Annotated in this window: 16 protein-coding genes; 13 read left to right on the top strand and 3 right to left on the bottom strand. The window is 32.9% G+C overall.

The window, feature by feature from the left end:
• Positions 1-46 precede the first annotated feature (46 nt).
• The 13 genes from CHB67_RS13045 to CHB67_RS12980 all read left to right on the top strand — a co-directional run bounded on the left by CHB67_RS13045 (position 47) and on the right by CHB67_RS12980 (position 19,289).
• Positions 47-1,435 (top strand): 3-keto-disaccharide hydrolase, encoded by a 1,389-nt coding sequence (locus CHB67_RS13045; RefSeq protein ID WP_089382233.1) that lies wholly within the window; start codon positions 47-49, stop codon positions 1,433-1,435.
• A 2-nt stretch (positions 1,436-1,437) separates the two neighbouring features.
• On the top strand, positions 1,438-2,781 hold the full coding sequence (locus tag CHB67_RS13040) for a Gfo/Idh/MocA family protein (RefSeq protein ID WP_089382232.1): 1,344 nt from the start codon (positions 1,438-1,440) through the stop codon (positions 2,779-2,781).
• A 3-nt stretch (positions 2,782-2,784) separates the two neighbouring features.
• Complete coding sequence (locus CHB67_RS13035) at positions 2,785-3,966, top strand: Gfo/Idh/MocA family protein (RefSeq protein ID WP_089382231.1); 1,182 nt, start codon at positions 2,785-2,787, stop codon at positions 3,964-3,966.
• Positions 3,967-4,144: 178 nt separating this feature from the next.
• Positions 4,145-5,188: a GntR family transcriptional regulator gene (locus CHB67_RS13030; protein ID WP_089382230.1), complete on the top strand. Its 1,044-nt coding sequence runs from the start codon at positions 4,145-4,147 to the stop codon at positions 5,186-5,188.
• A 144-nt stretch (positions 5,189-5,332) separates the two neighbouring features.
• Positions 5,333-8,227 carry a DUF5060 domain-containing protein gene (locus CHB67_RS13025; protein WP_089382229.1) on the top strand — a complete coding sequence of 965 codons (2,895 nt, stop codon included), beginning with the start codon at positions 5,333-5,335 and terminating at the stop codon, positions 8,225-8,227.
• Between the two features lie 46 nt (positions 8,228-8,273).
• A complete protein-coding gene (locus CHB67_RS13020) occupies positions 8,274-9,935 on the top strand; it encodes a glycoside hydrolase family 43 protein (RefSeq protein ID WP_089382228.1) in 1,662 nt (553 codons plus the stop codon).
• 26 nt (positions 9,936-9,961) lie between these two features.
• Positions 9,962-11,719, top strand: a complete 1,758-nt coding sequence (locus CHB67_RS13015) for a sulfatase family protein (RefSeq protein ID WP_089382227.1) — start codon at positions 9,962-9,964, stop codon at positions 11,717-11,719.
• A 24-nt stretch (positions 11,720-11,743) separates the two neighbouring features.
• The gene (locus CHB67_RS13010) at positions 11,744-13,261 is read left to right on the top strand and encodes a hypothetical protein (protein ID WP_141119723.1); all 1,518 of its coding nucleotides are present in this window, start codon (positions 11,744-11,746) and stop codon (positions 13,259-13,261) included.
• Positions 13,262-13,733: 472 nt separating this feature from the next.
• Positions 13,734-15,026, top strand: a complete 1,293-nt coding sequence (locus tag CHB67_RS13000; protein WP_176461276.1) for an IS110 family RNA-guided transposase — start codon at positions 13,734-13,736, stop codon at positions 15,024-15,026.
• Between the two features lie 1,447 nt (positions 15,027-16,473).
• Positions 16,474-16,878, top strand: coding sequence for a DUF6943 family protein (locus CHB67_RS12995; RefSeq protein ID WP_089382415.1), 405 nt, complete (start codon positions 16,474-16,476; stop codon positions 16,876-16,878).
• 222 nt (positions 16,879-17,100) lie between these two features.
• The gene (locus CHB67_RS12990) at positions 17,101-17,451 is read left to right on the top strand and encodes a DUF2493 domain-containing protein (RefSeq protein WP_089382223.1); all 351 of its coding nucleotides are present in this window, start codon (positions 17,101-17,103) and stop codon (positions 17,449-17,451) included.
• 345 nt (positions 17,452-17,796) lie between these two features.
• Positions 17,797-18,435: a type IV toxin-antitoxin system AbiEi family antitoxin domain-containing protein gene (locus CHB67_RS12985; RefSeq protein WP_089382222.1), complete on the top strand. Its 639-nt coding sequence runs from the start codon at positions 17,797-17,799 to the stop codon at positions 18,433-18,435.
• Entirely contained in the window at positions 18,432-19,289 is an 858-nt protein-coding gene (locus CHB67_RS12980) for a nucleotidyl transferase AbiEii/AbiGii toxin family protein (protein WP_089382221.1), read from the top strand. Before CHB67_RS12985 ends, CHB67_RS12980 begins: the two co-directional genes overlap by 4 nt.
• An 82-nt stretch (positions 19,290-19,371) precedes the next feature.
• Here the strand turns inward: CHB67_RS12980 and CHB67_RS12975 are convergent, their stop codons facing one another.
• Genes CHB67_RS12975 through CHB67_RS12970 form a run of 3 tightly spaced genes read right to left on the bottom strand, consistent with a single transcriptional unit; the run spans position 19,372 to position 20,316 of the window.
• Positions 19,372-19,881, bottom strand: coding sequence for a tRNA (adenine-N(6)-)-methyltransferase (locus tag CHB67_RS12975; protein WP_089382220.1), 510 nt, complete (start codon positions 19,879-19,881; stop codon positions 19,372-19,374).
• Between the two features lie 5 nt (positions 19,882-19,886).
• A complete protein-coding gene (locus CHB67_RS17240) occupies positions 19,887-20,054 on the bottom strand; it encodes a hypothetical protein (protein WP_176461275.1) in 168 nt (55 codons plus the stop codon).
• Positions 20,055-20,058: 4 nt separating this feature from the next.
• Positions 20,059-20,316: a hypothetical protein gene (locus CHB67_RS12970; RefSeq protein ID WP_089382219.1), complete on the bottom strand. Its 258-nt coding sequence runs from the start codon at positions 20,314-20,316 to the stop codon at positions 20,059-20,061.
• Between the last annotated feature and the right edge of the window lie 176 nt (positions 20,317-20,492).

Below are 20,492 nucleotides of genomic sequence, written 5' to 3'. Positions count from 1 at the left end.
TTTTTTTAATAAAGTAGAACAAATTTAATTTAAAATAAAATTTAAAATGAAGTTAAATATTTTAAGAAAATTAATGTTAGTAGTTATTATGACTTGGGTTTTAAACGCTTGTCAACAACAAAAAGATAACACACCCTGGGTAAACCTAATAAATAAGGATAATACAGAAGGTTGGACTATTTTAGGAGGTAATGCTACCTATAAAGTTGAAAATGGTGTAATTACTGGAACCACAGCGCCTAATACACCAAATACATTTTTAACAACAAATAAGATATATGATGATTTTATATTTGAAATAGATTTTAAAGTCGATGCAGTGATGAATTCAGGCATTCAAATTAGAAGCAACAGCTTTCCTTATTATCAAAATGGAAGAGTTCATGGTTATCAAGTAGAAATTGATCCATCAAAACGTTCATGGAGCGGTGGTATTTATGATGAAGGAAGAAGAAAATGGTTAAATACCTTAGAAAATAATGCAGCCGCTCAAAAGGCTTTTAAACAAAATGAGTGGAATCATTATCGAGTAGAAGCTATTGGAGATACCATAAAAACTTGGATTAATAATATTCCTGCAGCTTACTTAATAGATGAGATGACTTCAAGTGGTTTTATAGGTTTACAAGTACATTCTATTGGTGATAAAAAAGAAAAATTAGGTAAAACAGTTATGTGGAAAAATGCAAAAATAATAACTGAAGATGTATCAAAATATTCGAAAAAATCAACTTTAGAACCTGTAATAACTAAAAACGAGCTAACCTATCAAGAGAAAAAGGACGGTTGGGAAATGCTTTGGGATGGTAAAACCACAAATGGTTGGAGAGGTGCAAAATTAGATAAATTTCCAGAAGAAGGATGGAGCATTAAAAATGGTATTTTATCTGTAGCCGATACTGGAGGTGGAGAGTCTACGGCAGGAGGAGATATTGTTACAACAAATGATTATAGCAATTTTGAACTAAAAGTTGACTTCAAATTAACTCCAGGTGCAAATAGTGGTATAAAATATTATGTAGATACAGAAATAAATAAAGGTGAAGGATCTTCAATTGGTTTAGAATATCAAATTTTAGATGATGAATTACATGAAGACGCTAAATTAGGTTCTCACGAAGGTAGTAGAACAGTTTGTTCTTTATATGATTTAATACAAGCAAACCCTAAAAAACCAATCAAACCAATAGGAGACTGGAACACAGCATATATCAAGTCTATTAACAATAAAGTTGAACATTGGTTAAATGGTGTAAAAGTTTTAGAGTATGAAAGAGGAAGTAAAGAGTTTTTAAAATTGGTTTCTGAAAGTAAATACGCTAAATGGCCAAATTTTGGAGTATTGGAAAAAGGTCAAATTCTTCTTCAAGATCACGGAGATAAAGTATCATTTAAAAATATAAAAATACGTGTTCCTAAAAACAAGAAAAAGTAATTATGAGCAGTAATAGAAGAGATTTTTTAAAGAAAACTACAATGGCAGCGGCTGGTATAAGTTTAAGCAGTAGTATAAACGCAATGTCTGCACTAAGCTATAATAATATTATAGGTGCTAATGATAGAATTAATGTTGCTATTCAAGGTTTAGGAAGAAGGTATGGTGCTTTTATTAATGGCATAGTGGCTAAAGAAAGTAATGCACGTATACTTTATTTATGTGATGCTATGCAAGGTCAAATGGATAAAGCTGCTACTAAAATTGGAGAAAAGATAAATTATAAACCAAAGTTAGAGGAGGATGTTAAGAAGATTCTAACTGATAAAGATGTTGATGCTATTTTTATGGCTACACCAGATCATTGGCATACGCCAGGTGCTATCATGGCAATGCAGGCAGGTAAACACGTGTACTTAGAGAAACCTTGTAGTCATAATGCTTGGGAAAACCAATTAATCGTAACTGCTCAACAAAAATACAATAAAGTAGTTCAAATGGGGAATCAGCAACGTTCGTCTCCAGAAAGTATTAAAATAGTAAATGAAATTCATAACGGCATCATAGGTAATGCATACAAAGCCATTGCATTTTATGCAAATGGAAGACCTAAAGTTCCGCACCCTGTTAAAGCAGCACCTCCAGAAGGTTTAAATTGGGACCTGTTTCAAGGACCATCACCTAGAAAAGAATATACTCATGACACTTGGAATTATAATTGGCATTGGTATGGTTGGGATTTCGGAACAGCAGAAATGGGTAATAATGCCACTCATGAATTAGATATTGCACGATGGGCCTTAGATGTTAATTATCCAAAACATGTGGATGTATTGGCAGGGAAAAATTATTTCAAAGATGACGGTTGGGAAATGTATGATGAAATGTTGGCAACTTTTGAATTTGAAAACGAAAAAATCATTCAATGGGATGGAGTAAGTAGAAATCGTTATAATAAATACGGTAGAGGTAGAGGTACGCTTATTATGGGTACTGAAGGCTCTGTGATGGTAGATCGTAATGGATATGAACGTTTCAATCGTAAAGGAGAATTGGTTGATAGCATGAAGTCCGGAAGTACTGAGGGTGGAGTTGCTTTAGGTGGAGGTGGAAGTTTATCCACACGACACACCATAAACTTCTTTGATGCTATTCGTGGAAAAGCCAAATTAACTTCGCCTATTGAAGTTGGAGCCATGTCTCAAATGTTAACACATTATGCAAATATCTCATATAGAATAGATAAAGGTTTTGATGTTGATCAACAATCAGGAAGAATATTTGATAGAGATGCAATGAAACTTTGGTCTAGAGCATACGAGCCGGGTTGGGAACCAAAAATATAAGTTTTGAAAAGACGCACATTTATAAAAAAAACAGGAATTGCAGCCTCAGGAATTGTAGCCTCAGGTTATTTATATGGAAAAGTGATGCCTCATTTTACTAATACTATTAATATTGGTGTTATTGGCACAGGGGCTAGAGGCTGTGGACTTACTTCTATAATAAATTCAATTGAAAATATAAATGTTTCAGCAGTTTGTGATATTCTTCCATTTCGTCTTAACCAAGGTTTGTCAAAATCAAATGCTATTGGATATTCAGATTATAGGGAACTTATAGAAAATAAAGATATTGACGCTGTAATTGTTGCAACCCCATTTAGTACACATGCTAAAATTGCAAAGGATGCTTTAGATGCAGGTAAACATGTGTATTGTGAAAAAACACTAGCAAAAGGATTTGAAGAAATTAATACGTTAGTTGTTAAGGCACAAAAATCTAAACAAATATTCCAAACAGGACATCAGTACCATAGTTCTAGATTGTATGCTCATGTTGTAGATCTTATAAATGAAGGAAAAATAGGAAATATTTTATCTTTTGAATGTCAGTGGAATCGTCATGGAAATTGGAGAAAGAAGGTGCCAAATCCAGAATTTGAAAAAGCGATTAATTGGAGAATGTATCGTGAATTTTCAGGGGGACTTACTGCTGAATTATCTTCTCATCAAATTGATTTTGTAAATTGGATTTTAGGAACAACTCCAATTCAAGTTATGGGAGTTGGAGGTGTAGATTATTGGAATGATGGTAGAGAAACCTTTGATAATACACATTTAATTTATAGTTACCCAAATGGTGTAAAAGCAACATTCAAATGCTTAACTAGTAATGCGAATGAGGGGTATCAAATTAAAGTGTTTGGAGATAAAGGGACAATTATTATTGACCGTAAAAATGCTTATTTTCTTCCCGAAGGTAAAAGTGAAAAGGTAATGGGAGAAGTTGATGGTGTTACAGGAGCCACAGCAAGTAGTACTTTAAATAAAGGTGAGCCATTAAATATTGAACATTTAGATCCAAGTAAACAAGCTTTGGTTGATTTTAGAAGTGCTATTATAAATAATGAACAACCAAAATCCAATATTATTACAGGTGCTAAAACTGCATTATGTGTGCAAATGGGATTAGATGCCATGTATAGTAATGAAATAGTTAAATGGAGCCCTAATTCAATAATAGGTTAAATTAATAAATATAGAAATGAATTGATTATTAGTCACATTTTTTACTGGTTCAATAAGCCAAAATGCAACTGCTTAAAATTCTGTAGCGTATAAAATATTAATAGTAGATTAGACCTAATAATTATAACAATAGATTTATTAGAAAAAAATTACAAGAAGAGATGGTAATTTAAGTATTATGAAATTAATCAAAGGTTTACAAATTAATCAGGATCTGATGACGCCATTATATTTGCAAATAGCAAATAAGATTACTGATAATATTAAAATCGGCAATCTTAAAATGGGTGAAAAATTACCATCTATCAATACTTTTAGTAATGAGTATAAGATTTCAAGGGATACTGTAGAAAAAGCATATAATATATTGAAACAAAAAGGAATTCTTGAAGCTAAAAGAGGAAAAGGAGTATATGTAAAGACTAATAATGTTATCTCAACAGCAAAAATCTTGTTTCTCCTAGGTAAATTAAGTTCCTATAATTTAAAAATTTATGATTCTTTCATTCGAAGTATTGGGAATAACTATCAAACCGATTTTGAAATTTACCATTGTAATGATTCTCTTTTCTTAAGTTTAATGGATAAAAATAAAGAGCTGTATGACTATTACGTTATTATGCCTGAATTTGAAAATACTGGAATAAAAAAAAATCAGCTTAGAAAGGAATCAATTAATTTTATTAAAAGTATTGCTAAAGAGAAGCTTATAATGTTAGATAATAATGGATTATCAGTTGATGGCGATATTGTGGAAATTTATCAAGATTATGAAACCGATATTTACAATGCACTTAAATCTAGTGTAAATAAAATTAAAAAATACGAAAGGCTAAATTTAATAATACCTAATAAAGTAGCATTTCCATATATTGAGCAAATAAAATTAGGATTTTTAAGGTTTTGTGAAGAATTATCATTTGAATTTAAAATTTTAAATAAAATTGAAGAAGACATTGTTGATCCATCAAATTTGTTTATTGTAATAACAGACAATGAGTTATTTGAACTATTAGATTTAATATCCATAAAAAATCTTACCATTGGAAAAGACTTAGGGGTAATATCTTATAATGAGACTCTATTTAAGCGCCAGTTAGATTTGGATGTTTTTACAACAGATTTTACAAAAATGGGAGAGACTGCAGCCAACATGATTATAAATAACAAAAGGGGGAAAATTAAAAACCAGTTTAATTTTATTCCTGGGAATTCAATGTGAATGGATATTACAAATATTTCATTTAGAGGTAATAGGGTTTTGATGTCAATCAAAAATCAGAAAGAATATTTAATAAAGATGCTACGAAATTATCGTATGGAACTTACCAGGCAGGATAGTATCTAAAACTTTAAAATAATAATAATGCGAAATAAAATTTTAAAAATGAATAAGGTAATACTCATAATAGTGCTTTGTATAATGTCTCAAAGCATTTTCTCCCAAAACTTTAATACTGAAGTTAAAGGTGTACTAAAAAAATGGCATAAAGTAACACTAAATTTTGAAGGTAAAGAATTGAGTGAAAATGATGAGGATAATCCATTTTTAAACTACAGACTAAACGTAACTTTTAAAAATAAAAATAAAATATATGTAATACCTGGTTTCTATGCTGCCGATGGCAATGCATCAGAGTCTAGTGCAAAAGGAGGTAAAGTATGGCAAGTTCGATTTTCTCCTGATGAAGCTGGATTATGGACCTATGAAGTTTCTTTTAGAAGAGGAAAAAATATTGCCATAAATAATAAACCAGATGCAGGTGTTACTTCAGATTTTGATGGAGCAACAGGTAGTTTTACAGTAAAAGATTCAGATGCTAGCGGAAGTAATTTTCAAACCAAAGGAAGGTTAAAATATGCAGACAGCAGATATTTATATTACTCAGAAACCAATAAGCCTTTTTTAAAAGGAGGAACTGATAGTCCTGAAAACTTTCTTGGTTATTATGAGTTTGACCAAACACCACCTTCACATAGGTATGAACCACACGCTAAAGATTGGAAAAAAGGAGACCCCACTTGGCAAAATGGAAAAGGTAAAAATATTATAGGAGCTCTTAATTACTTAGCGTCAAAAGGAATGAATTCTGTTTATTTCCTAACTTTGAATGTGCTAGGAGACGGCAAAGATGTTTGGCCTTGGATAAATGAAAATGAAATGACCCGTTTCGATTGCAGCAAGTTAGATCAATGGGAAGTCGTATTTGATCATATGGATAATTTGGGCTTAATGTTACATATAGTAACTCAAGAAACTGAAAACGAATTGTTACTGGATATTGGTCAATTAGGTATTCAAAGAAAGCTCTACTATAGAGAGTTAATAGCGAGGTTTTCTCACCATTTAGGGGTGACTTGGAACTTAGGTGAAGAAAACGGGCCTATACATTTTTCTCCAAAAGGGCAGGATGATAAAGATAGAAAAGCTATGGCTAGGTATATCAAAGAAAACGACCCTTATAAAAACATGATTGTTTTGCACACACATTCGCATCCAGAAATGCAAGATAAATATTTAAATCCGCTATTAGGAAACCCATATTTAGACGGTATATCATTTCAAACGCATAGTATAGATTCTATACACTCAATAACTAATAAATGGATATCTAAATCTCAAAATGCAGGAAGGAATTGGGTAGTAAGTCAGGATGAAATTGGACCCGCTGGCTCTGGCGCGAAACCAGATGCAGACGATCCTACACATGATGAGATAAGACATAAAGTGCTTTGGGCTAATTTAATGGCTGGTGGAGCAGGAGTAGAATGGTATTTTGGGTATAAGTATGGGCATAATGATTTGAAATGTGAAGATTGGCGTTCCAGAGATATTCTTTGGGAACAGACAAAACATGCCTTAGACTTTTTTAATAATTATTTGCCATTTGAAGATATGCAATCGGCGGATGGATTAACCGATAATGAAGAGGACTACGTTTTTGCTAAAAATGATGCTATTTATGCTGTTTATTTACCAAAAGTTAAAAACACCTACATTAATTTATTTGGATCAACAAATACCTTTTCAGTAAAATGGTATAACCCAAGACAAGGCGGTAAATTACTAAATGGATCAATTAAAACTATTAAAGGAGGAGCAAATGCCTTTATTGGATTACCACCTAGTAATAATATGGATTGGGTAGCATTGATAAAATCGAAAAACAAGAACAAACCTTCAGTGAAATTTGAAAAGGAAGTGACCGTATTGAATGCAGTCACAGACTTTCATTTTGAAAAATCACAGGCTGGTATTTCATATTACAAAGATTATAAAAACGATGCATTAGCAATAGACGCTTCCAACAAAAATAATCGCAACAAATTTGCGATTGCTACTGCTAAATTTTCAAAAGCAACAGGGAACTATAAAGTGGTATTTGTAACATCTGCAGAAAATGATGGCGAATCAGAATACATAGTTTTTAAAAATGGTACACCAATCGATACTATCTTAAACCCTCAAATTAGTGAAACATTTCAGGCAGTTCGTCATGAACTTGGAGCGTTTCGTTTAACTGAAAATGACATTATACAAGTAGCATCAAAGGCAGTAACTAATGGTAAAATACCTGAAAATGACGAAACTGCTTGGTCTAGGGGGCGTTGGAATTCTTTAATTTTAATTCCCGAAGGTTTGTCAATAAAAGAACAACTTAAGAATGTAATTCCTTTTGAAGAAAATAATGGATTATTAGAGGTGGAAGCTGAAGCATTTCATTACAAATCAAACAATGGTACAAAAAGGGATTGGTATATTAGGTCTCAAGAGAGTGTTATATCATTCGCTGAGAGCAAAATGGAAGACCACACAAAGCAAGCAAGTGGAAATTCTTATATAGAAGCTCTGCCAGATACACGAATTACACATGATGATAATTTAATACCTGGTGAGAATTTTTTCCCTATTGCAGGTGTTGGAGGTATTGTTTCTTATAAAATAAAAATTATTAATCCAGGAAAATATTATATATGGGGGAAAGCATTTTCTAGCGGAACTGAGGATAATGGTCTTCACGTAGGTATTGATGATAACTGGCCCGAAAGTGGAGCTAGGATGCAGTGGTGTGACGGTAAAAATGAATGGACATGGTCTTCAGCTCAGCGTGTGCCTGCTAACCATTGTGGTAAACCCAGTACAATTTATTTAAATATAGATACACCAGGAGAGTATATAATTTCCTTTTCCATGAGGGAAGATGGTTTTGAATTAGATCAATGGGTAATGACGAAGGATCCTAATTTTATACCTAAATAGGTGTTGTTTTGTAACTTGTAATCAAGTTACATGAAATAATATAAATATGAAAAGTATTATAATTTTAGAGAAATTTTGTTTAGTATTTTTTTGTCTACTTACAGTAAATACTTTTAGTCAAAACAAAACATATAATAATCCTGTAATACCAGGATTTAATCCTGATCCATCAGTTTGTCGTGTTGGAGATGATTATTATTTGGTAACTAGTACATTTGAATATTTCCCTGGTGTGCCTATCTATCACAGTAAAGATTTGGTAAATTGGCAAATTATAGGTCATGTTTTGCATAGACCTGAGCAGCTAGATTTAGACAATGTAGTTTCTACTGCAGGTATTTATGCACCAACATTGCGTTATCACAATGGTGTGTTTTATATGATAACTACTTTAGTTACAAATCGTGAGGATAAAAAACCTAAAGGAAATTTTATAGTTACAGCAACTAATCCCGAAGGTCCCTGGTCTATGCCATACTGGATAGAAGATGCGCCAGGAATTGATCCGTCACTTTTTTTTGATGATGATGGGAAAGCGTATTACTGTGGAAATTTTACGCCTAAAGACGAGGAACTTTTACACACAAGTCATAGAAATATATGGATTCAGGAAATTGATTTAAAAACATTTAAATTAAAAGGGAAAAGAGAAATATTGGATTCAAAACCCTATTTTATAGAACGCACTATTGGGTCTCCTTATGCTTTTGAAGCACCACATCTTTACAAAAAAGAGGGTTTTTATTATTTAGTTTTGGCTCATGGAGGTACAGGAATGTGGCATGCAGTTTCAATTTGGAAGTCCAAATCACCATTAGGATCTTGGGAAGAAAATCCTAATAATCCTATTTTAACTCATAGAGGAGATGAAACTTCAGGAATTAACGCTACAGGACATGCCGATATTTTTCAAACGAAGGAGGGCGATTGGTGGTCGGTTTTTTTAGCTGTAAGAAGTAATGATAAAAAAAATAATGTGATGGGGCGAGAAACATTTTTAGCTCCTGTAGATTGGTATGGAGAATGGCCCGTATATAATCCTGAAGGGGAAACGGGTAAAACAGCTTTTATTCATAAAGCGCCTAAAATGTTTATGGGTAAGCAACGTAGTTTTAATTATACCGATAATTTTGAAGATAAGAATTTGAATCTTTCTTGGAGTATGATACGAACTCCTAGAACCGTTTGGTGGAAAATTAAATCAGGGAAATTAGAATTAAAATTGAGACCAGATGAAATCGAAAATTATGAACAACCTTCATTTTTAGGTATTCGTGTTCCAGCAATGAAAATAGAAGCTATAACATCTTTGATTTTTAAGCCAAAAAAGGAAAATGAATGTGCAGGTTTAGCATTTGAACGAGGGCATGATGAGGAATATACTTTAGTAAAAGAACTTCATAATGGCAAAATAGTTGTAAGTGCTTATTATGATGGCAACACACTTTTAGGTAGGCTAGAATTAGAAGCAAATAAAATTATTGAATTAAAAATTCATTTAGACCATTTTACAATATCTTTTTATGTTAAAGAACCTCAAGCATCGTGGAAACAAATAGCTAAAGCAGATGCTAGTAAACTTGGGTTTCCACCCGCAGGACGATTTACAGGTTCTATGGTAGGCCCTTATGCGTCATCTAGAGGAGAAGTGTCAGATAACTATGCCAGTTACAATAATTTTCAACTAAAAACCTATACTGGTAAATAATATAAAATTATAATTAAATAGATAAAATGAAAAATAAATTTATAGAAATTCAAAGAGTTATTTTAACGGTTATCTTATTGTTTTTTTTAACTAGCTGTTCTCAACAGAAATCAACTTCTAATTTAGAAAATACAGCTCTAAAATTACCGCAACGGCCTAATATTTTATGGTTGGTTACAGAAGATTTAGGAGCTTATATTCCACCATTTGGGGACAACACTATTGAAACACCAAATCTTAGCAGATTAGCAAATGAAGGCGTAATTTATCCAAATTTATATTCAATATCAGGCGTTTGTGCTCCAAGTAGAGCTGCAATTGCTACGGGTATGTATCCTACTAGCATTGGAGCAAATAATATGCGGGTAAACTCCTTTACCGAAGTAACAGGACTACCAATTTATGAAGCAGTACCGCCTACAGGTTTGAAAATGATAAGTGAGTGGATGCGATTAAACGGCTATTATTGTACCAATAATTATAAAGAAGACTATCAATTTAACCCTCCAAAAACAGCTTGGAACGAAAGTAGCCCTTATGCACATTGGCGTAATAGAGAAGACAATCAACCTTTCTTTGCCGTTTTTAATTTTCATGAAACACACGAATCAGGTTTGTTTGAGCCTTATGGTTTACGCTACCATGAAAAAAGACTTTACGCAGCAGGTGATAGAAATTTTAAGATAAGAGGCAATGGCAAAAAACGGATGAAAGAGTCTGAGTCAACCATTCACGTACCAAGAGATATTGATTTTAAAATCCCACCTTATTTACCTGATAATGCTATTGTAAAACGGGATATGTGGAAGGTTTATAATAATATTGCCGAAATGGACAAACAGATTGGTGCTGTTATAAAACAATTAGAGGACGATGGTTTGCTGGAGAATACCATCATATTTTTTTATGGAGACCATGGAGGGCCTTTGCCTAGAGAAAAAAGATTAACCTATGATTCGGGATTAAATACACCAATGATTATAAGGTTTCCGAATAAGTTAAAAGCTGGAACTAAAGATGATCAATTAATAAGTTTTATTGATTTTGCTCCAACATTGTTGTCGTTAATTGGGGAAAAACCTAAAAAGTACCTGCAAGGACAAGCATTTTTAGGTAAGTACACCGCGAAAAATAAGCGAAAATACATTCATGCTGCGGCAGACCGATTTGATGAATATACAGACGTTATTAGAGCAGTTAGAGATTCACAATTTAAATATCTTAGAAATTACAGACCTGAACAAGGGTATTATTTACCCCTTGGTTACGTGCAAAATATTCCAACCATGCAAGAATTATTACGTTTGAATAAAGAAGAAAAACTAAATGGTTTTCAAAAACAATGGTTTAGAAAAAGCAAGCCAACAGAAGAATTGTTTGATTGTTTTGCAGATCCTTACGAGTTAAATAACTTGGCAAATGATCCTAAATATAAAGATAAACTGGTAGCGTTAAGAATGGAAATGGATCGTTGGTTGGTTACAGTTGGAGATGAGCCCAATTTACCTGAAAGAGATTTAATAAATAAGTTATGGGAAGGTAAAAATAAACAGCCTGAAACAACCAAACCTGTAATTGCTATTTCAGATAATAAAATCACAATAAGCTCAGAAACTGAAGGTGCTTCTATAGGTTATAAAATAATAAATAGAAATGGAGAAGATCCAACAGAATGGTCAGTTTATAATAGGCCGTTAAATAGTATTAATAAAGGAAGTCGATTATTAATTCAAGCACATCGTATAGGGTTTAAACCTAGTGAAATTATTGAGCATAAATTTTAATTTCTCCAAAATTGAAGATCAACAATGAAAAATAAATTTACTTTATTTGTGTGTTTCATATCACTAATGTTAAAAGCGCAAACATCAGAACTTTTAGTTCTTGATATTAATGGGGAATTAACGTATGTAGAAGATGAGAAAGGGAATAGAATTCCTGATTATAGCTACGTAGGTTATCACCATAGTGAAAAGGCTATTCCAAATGTACCTGTGCGAAAAACTATTAGCCCAACAGCTGGAGACAATCTAAATCATATTCAAAATGCTATAGATGAATTAGAAGCCTTACCGTCAGATAGTGATGGTTTTAGAGGAGCATTACTTTTAAAGGCTGGAGTTTATAAAGTTAATGGGATTTTAAAAATTAAAAAAAGTGGTATTGTAATTAGAGGAGAAGGAAAATCTACTATTTTGATAGCCACACAAAAGGTTCAGTCTAATTTTATTGTTTTTGAAGGTGTTGCAAATCCAGAAAAAATAAAATCAAGTAGAAAAAAAATAACAGATTCTTATGTTCCAGTTGGAGTTCAATCCGTAATTGTTGAAAAAAGTCATAATTTCAAAGAAGGAGATGCTGTTATGATAGAAAGAAAACCCAATCAAGCTTGGATAAAAATGTTGGGGATGGATAACTTAAGTCAAACGGATCCCGATGATAAAAATTGGACTCCTGAAAAATACACAGTTACTTATAGACGAAAAGTACTAAAAGTTATTGAAAGCAAAATTATTTTTGATGCTCCTATAGTAGATCTAATTGATTCAACTTATGCAGAAGGTTTCATCTACAAATACTCTTGGAATGGAAAAATAGAAGAAGTAGGAATTGAAAATATACAATTAGATTCTTATTACGCCTCAGAAGAGGATGAAAACCATGCTTGGAATGCTGTTAGCTTTAAGAATGTGGAAAACGGTTGGGCAACAAAAGTATATGCTAATTATTTCACATATTCCTGCATAAATATTGAGCGGTCTAGTATGAAAATTACGGTAGATACTTGTGAAATGCGCAATCATAAAGGGGTAGTATGGGGTGGTAGAATGTATTCTTTTAATATACTTGGTGAACAAAATTTGATAAAAAATTGTATTGGTGAAAAGGGAAGGCATGACTATGTAACAGGTGCAGTAGTTGCTGGGCCTAATGTTTTTTTTAAATCTAAGTCTATAAAAGCACAAAGTATTAGTGGTCCTCATCATAGATGGGCTTCGGGGTTGCTTTTTGATAACATTGAAATTGAGGGGAATAATCTTGGTGTTGAAAATAGAAGGAATTCAGGAAGTGGTCATGGGTGGGCAGGTACAACATGCATGTTTTGGAATTGTACTGCCGAAGAAATTTTAATTCAAGATCCTCCAGGAGATCATACCAATTGGGCAATTGGCTGCGTTGGAAAGCACGTTAACAAAGGCTGCTGCGGACCAATTGAACCTTATGGATACATCGAATCGAAAAACACAAACGTTAAACCAGAAAGCCTATTTGAAAAACAACTTAATGAACGTTTAAATCTGAATTTAAAATACACAATCCCATAAAGTGTGTAAACTTATTATCAGGGTGTTATTTTATTAAGTTGAACCCTATTTTCAGTTAAATGTATTTAGGGAGTTAAGAGTTTAAATACAATGTTAAACTGAAAAAAAAATATTGCCTCATCTCCAGCAGTATTCCATTTCGTTTCACTCCATTACATACAGTTTCCAATTCCGCCCAGTAAAAACCACAGGCAAAGGTGGTATTTACTTTTTGCCTTTGCGCTAACTATCGTCACCCTCAGACCCGAGAAAAAATTTTTCAAGCGGAGGGAATGACGTAACTTAGAATTGAATTTACCAAATTGTAAAATAATCGTTACAAGAATAGTGTTCAGTTACCTGTGCCTCAGTATGATTTTCAAAAATAGAGTAAGCGAATTTGGTACTCAAATTTTTAAATTTGATGTCCGTATGGTAGCCTTTCAAGCGTAATTTCTTTTTTGAATGCAATTTGGTTTCTAAACTATTTATGATGAAAAAAATCAGATTAAATTCAGCAGGCATTGATATTGGTGCTAAAAAGCTGTTTGTTAGTATTGAAAATCAACCTGTAAAAAGTTTTGAAACTTTTACTGAAGATTTAGAAATGTTAGCCACTTATTTAATAAGTCACGGCATAAAAACTGTTGCTATGGAAGCTACAGGAGTTTACTGGGTCATTTTATATGATATATTAATGTCTCATAGTATAGATGTATGGTTAGTTGATGGCAGGAGTACAAAACAAGTACCTGGCAGAAAGACTGATGTTAAGGATTGTCAATGGATACAACAATTGCATAGTTATGGTTTGTTAAACAAATGTTTTATACCTGATAATTTAGTACAAGAGTTACGCACTTATCAGCGTTTGAGAGAAGATCATATTAGAAGTAGTGCTATGCATATTCAACATATGCAAAAGGCATTAATTTTAATGAATATTCGTTTAAAAGAAGTTATTAGTCAAATCCACGGGGCAAGTGGTATACGTATTATACGGGCAATATTATCAGGAGAAAGAAGTGCAGAAAAACTAGCTTCGTTATGTGATTCAAGAATACTCAAAACAAAAAAAGAATGGGTTATGAAATCCTTAAAGGGTCATTATAATGAATCTTGTTTATTCAGCTTAGAACAAGCAGTAAACTGCTACGATTTTTATCAACAACAAATTACAAATTGTGATATCAAACTAGAGCAGGTTTTAAAGAAAATGCATAAAGATGAATTTGGGCAACCAAAAAACAATAAAGCTAGAAAACCCATTCGACACCATAAACCAAATATTGATAATATGGGAGCCCATTTAATGATAATTTTTAAAGAAATAGACGCTACAGTATTACCAGGTATAACAGATTATAATTGGATGCAATTACTAGCTGAGATTGGAGCAGATTTAAAGAAATGGAAATCGGAAAAACACTTTACTTCTTGGTTGGGTTTGGCTCCAAAACAACATAACTCAGGAAAAAGAAATCGCAACTATAAATCGAAAGGAACACCAAAAGCTGGATTAATATTTAAACAGGCAGCAGTAGGGTTGCTTAACAGTAAGCATATAGCATTAGGTGCATTTGGTAGAAAAATACGATCCAAAAAAGGTGGTTTAGTAGCTATAAAGGCAGTAGCTAGAAAATTAGCAGAGTTGTATTGGAAACTTTTTGTAAAAGGATTAGAATATGTAGAAAATGGAATACATAAATATCAAGAAAGAATGCTCTTAAACAAGCAGCGCTCTGTAAAAAGAATGGCTAGAGAACTCGGTTTAGAGGTTATTTAAAATATACTGATTATCAGGAGTTTAAAAAAGACGTCAATGGTAGCTTGACTGGGGGTCTCATAATCCGAACTACTAACAAATCCGTTTCCAAAACAAACTTCAGAACAAAGCACAAACATCCGTGCAGGTAATAAGGTGTTCACAATACGCTCCATTTTGTTCCATAAAATATAATTACAAGGGCATTTTAGTAAATAAACTAAAATCAAAACTCCTGACCTTTTAAGGGGAGGTGCCAAAGGCGGAGGGGTAAACAATACCCTTGTACTTACCATAAATTGCACTAATCGTCCACAGTCCTCATTTAGCACAATTTATTTATTTTACTACACACAATACACGTATTGCTCACGCATAGCTATCTTTTGCCCCTAAAACCCTCAACGGTTATGCTTCGCAAGAAAATACCATTTACACCAGAGCGAGGTTCTAAAGAAAAATGATAGATTTTTTGAATTTTACGAAATAGAAAATTCTAGCATAGCCTTAGCTACGGTTTAATTTTATGTTGAAGTAAAAACGAAAAAGGTGCATTTTAATAGAAATTCGTTTCGGTGTAAATGGTATATCATTAGGGGCAAACCGCTATTACACAATTTGGCTCGCCTGCTGCTCACTTCGGGCTAAAAAAAGGCTGTCACAGTTTTTGATTGCAGCCATTTTGCATATAAAATAACCATTGCAAGTACTAAATACAATGCAGTAAAAAAGTTCAATTAAATACATTAACAACTTCCGATTTGTTAACCAAACAATGGATTATTACATATTGCAAACGCACACAAGAGCAATGTATTCCGATCATCATTCATCGTTTAGGCACTGCGCTACTCTCAATATATATCATAATTCAATTCCTAAAAAGTATACTGTGCATAACAAGCAATCAACAACCTAAAGCGAAGTGCACATCTCTTTTCATTCTTCACTACATAAATTGAACTTGCCTTTCCTACCGCATCAAAAACACCGCCACCCTTGCGTGTACCACGTAATTGTTGCACGTACTTATGCCGAAGGCAACGTACTTTTGCCCCAACACCCTTCGTTCAACTCGCCGGCGGCTCGCGTTAATGCTACCGCATTAGGCAGCCATTACCTGCAAAAGATTAATTCTAGAACGACTATTAAAACAATAATCCTACTACAAAAAAAATAAAAAAGTTTGCAAATTTCGGTTGTTCCCCGCACCAGCCACACTTATGTAATCAAGGTCAAGCCCTACGGGTTTTGAAAAAAATCTCCACCTTAGAATTCGTTTTTAATAAAAATATTAAATAAAAGAAAACTGCCAACTGTTACTGTAAACTGTCAACTAGAATACGGTAGTATTTTTCTCAAAAACCTTGACAACATTTGCCACACAACCTAGCTTATGCTATCTTTTTTCTTTCTCTTCCGAAAAAAATTACGTGCGCGAAGCGCAAATAATTTTAATTCCGGAACTATGTCTACTTATGAAATCAAAACCCACCAACTAGGAAGAACCTACTCAGCCCCGCATTTTTTTATTCTAAACAAAGGCCTGAACAGTGGCAAGCCACTAGATCAGCCTTGCCCTAATTGTTTTGTAATTACAACACGGTCAGAACAAACCCGTGAATCCTTGTATTATTTATGCTTATCACTTAAAACAGGTCGATTTTTCAGCTACTATTTAAAAGGAAGTGTCATTCCATTTATCTGTATTTCAGATGCAAAAAAAGTAATCAATACAGCACTTCAAAACAACCAGGAGCAGCAATGGAAAATCAAAGTTGAGAAGCTCAAAAAAATCAATGCCTTTGAAGAAAACCTGCAGCAACAACTCGCAGCAATCAAGCAACTAAAAATTGCATTGCTGAGGTCTTAATAAAAATACCTCTCCCCCTTTTCAAGGGGGACAAAGGGGGTAAAACGTCATCATGAACTAGGTCACTGAGAGGAGTCGAAGAGCAAACAAAGTGTCATTCCCAGCTTGACTGGGAATCTCATTCTGAACTGTCATTCTGAGCGCAGTCGAAGAATCTCATCATCAAAAACCTAATCGTCATTCTCAGCTTGACTGGGAATCTCACCATTTAAAACAAAAAAAATGAAACTAATAATTGCAGGAACCAGAACATTCACCAACTACCAAAAACTAAAACAAATCTGCGACCACTTCCTCCAGGATCAAAACAACATTGAAATTGTATCTGGAGCTTATTACAAAGGTGCTGACAAACTTGGAGAACAATATGCTAAAGAAAAAGGATATAAACTCACACAATTTCCTGCAGATTGGAATAAACACGGTAAATCAGCAGGACCAAAAAGAAACCAACAAATGGCAAATTATGCTGATGCATTAATTGCCTTTTGGGATGGTAAAAGTAAAGGAACTTATAATATGATTGATTTAGCGAATAAGAGAAAATTAAATGTACTGATTTTTTATTATTAGCTCTACAGAGTTTTTAAACTCAAGATCTTAAAAAGACACTTCGTTAATTAAGTTTTTTGTAATTTTCTTAAATAAGATCTAGCCAAAACGCAACTTTGATTATTAGACAAACTGCCGTTGGGCAACATTTTGCACCGTCCTGAATAAAGGCTACATGATTTTAAACAACATGTACTTATGTAGAAATAACGAAGAAAATTTAAAGAAACACACCAAAAGTAATTGTAACAAATTAAGCGCATAATCGGAATAATTCCGATTATGTGCTTGTTTTTTTACTTAAAAAGCCTATATTTACATTAGTTAATCGGATATTATCCGATTATCATACACAATAATTACAATATGAATTTTAGAGAGATAGTAAAGGAATATGCTGAAGCACCTATATCTAGACATTTGATTTTAGAACTACTAAGTGATTATCAGAGTCCTAATGACAAAATTAGTGAGCTACTTAAAAGCAAAGAGCTTATTTCAATTAGAAGAGGACTATATATAACTGGACCCAAAATGGACTTACCAACACCAGAACCTTTTCTAATAGCGAATCACCTTAGAGGACCGAGTTATGTGACATTAGAGTCCGCATTATCTTATTGGAACATGATACCAGAAAGAGCTTATGAAATAAGTTCAGTAACCATAAAAACTTCAAAGTTATATAAAACTCCTGTTGGACGATTTAGTTACCAACAATTAAAGACTCCTTATTATTCTTATGGAATAAAAAACATAGAATATTCACCTAAGCAAACAATGTTAGTTGCCTCACCTGAAAAAGCTTTATGTGACAAAGTTGTGCTAACACCCAAAATTTATCTTAGAAGTATTAAACAAACTCGAGAATTTTTAATAGAAGATCTTCGTATGGATAGTGAAGTATTAAAAACATTAGATACGAAAGTTATGGAATTATGGATTAAAAATGCTCCTAAAAAAAGTAGTCTAAAAATGCTTATTAAAACGTTGATAGAATTATGATAAAAGAGTGGATAGAGGAATATAATCCTCAAAATGAAGAAGAAATATTAGCTGCATTACGAGAAATAATGCAAGAAATAACTTTAGCAGGTTTATCAAGAACTGACTTTTTTGAGAAAGCAGCTTTTTATGGAGGAACAGCTCTCCGGATTTTTTATGGCTTGGATAAATATTCAGAAGATTTGGACTTCTCGTTACTTAAACCTGACCCTAATTTTTCAATTGAGCCATATTTCAAAGCCGTTATAGATGAATTTAAGTCATTGGGACTGACTGTTAGTATTAAGGAAAAGAAAAAAACTAAACAAACAGCTATTGATTCTGCTTTTTTAAAAGCTGAAACAATATGGCAAGAAATTGTACTCGAAGACATCATCAAAGAAATTGGGGTGCGTTCTAACAAGACTTTGAAGATAAAAATAGAAGTTGATCGACAGCCTCCATTGAATTTCAGAACCGAAGAAAAGTTACTACTCCGTCCATTTTCTTTTTACGTGAAATGTTATACTAAATCAAGTTTATTTGCAGGTAAAATGCATGCCTTACTTTTTAGAAAGTGGCTAAATAGAGTCAAAGGAAGGGATTGGTATGACTTAGAATGGTATATCAAAAAAGGAATTCCTTTGGATCTAAATCATTTCCTAACTAGGGCAAAAGATACAAACGACTGGCAAGATGATAGTATTTCTAATGAACAGATTATCGAGCTATTAGATACCAAAATCAAATCAGTTTCTTTTAGCAGTATTAAAGAGGATGTTGTTAGGTTTATTCAAAATGATGATGTTTTAAATATTTGGAGTCCTGAATATTTCAAAGATTTAATAGAGAAAATTAAATTTGAGAATACTTGATCATAGTAAAAGGTCAATAGTTGAGAATTGCCAGTAAAAAAATAAAAACGATTGCCCAACAAAGAACTGAGTTAAAAACCATTTAGTTTTTCAACTCCTCAATAATTAGTTGCTGAGGTAAAAAATTCCAGCAATAATAACTACTGCTAAACGTAATTTTATTGGCAACAACACCATTGTTAAGAAATTTCATACGCTTGTCAAACAGCAATAATTGCAGCTCTTTGTGTTTGAAAAGTTGTTTTGGAGCAGCATCATTAAGCCAGGTATTGGTCATAATTAATGCAAAGGGTTTATTAAAAGATAATGCTCTTTCAAAGTATTTCCGTTTGTTAGTAAACGGTGGGTTACTAATTAATACATCCCAATGTTGAGGTTCATAAGAAAAGAAATCTTGTCCTGCTGCAATATGACTAAACACCACTTTGTTTTGTTGGCTAATTTGTTTTACAAACTCACTTTCTTTAGTGTCAAAAGGACACCAAACAATCGCATTTTTAGGAATGTATTTTAAAATGGGAGTTACTCCATAAGCGGGTGTATAACATTCATCATTCTTGCCTTTACTGTACAATACCTTCTTACTATTCATAGGTTTTAATTTGAAAATAATTTCTTTAAAATATAAGAAACAAAAAAACTAACTACTGCACCAATAACAGCCATTACAATGGTAAAAACCACATCATGCAAACTGATATTAAATACAGTAGATAAAAGTGTGCCCCCAAACACACCGTGTTTTAGTTGTAAATTATTTTCCATTTAATCAGTCTTCGTTTTCGTCCAAGTCAGAAGCCTGCACTGAGCTTGTCGAAGTGTCATTGTCAGATACCACCGCCTGACTCACAGCTGTAGCCACAGTTCCGGCAACTGTTAAATAAGTCGCTACAGTAATAACAATAGCAGGTAAACTAATGGGTGCTGCAATAATAACACCTCCAGCCGTGGCCAATGCAATACCTATATTTCTAAGTTTTCTAAAAAATGTAGGAGTCTTTTTTTTATATCGAGTAGTTAATTTCATAATTAAGATGTTATGGTTAATGTGATGTTTTCTTTTCGGTCAAATGCTTGGTAGCAACTAGATATTATTTTTTGAAATAAGGGTGTAGATTTCAATCCTTTTCCAATACCAGTCAATGTTGAAACAGGAGCCAAACAACCTTTCAATTCCTTTTTTGCATCATTCGCAGGATGTAT

It is taken from the genome of Lutibacter agarilyticus, assembly GCF_900188235.1.
Lineage (GTDB): Bacteria > Bacteroidota > Bacteroidia > Flavobacteriales > Flavobacteriaceae > Lutibacter > Lutibacter agarilyticus.
This window is presented reverse-complemented; position numbering and strand designations above follow the sequence as displayed.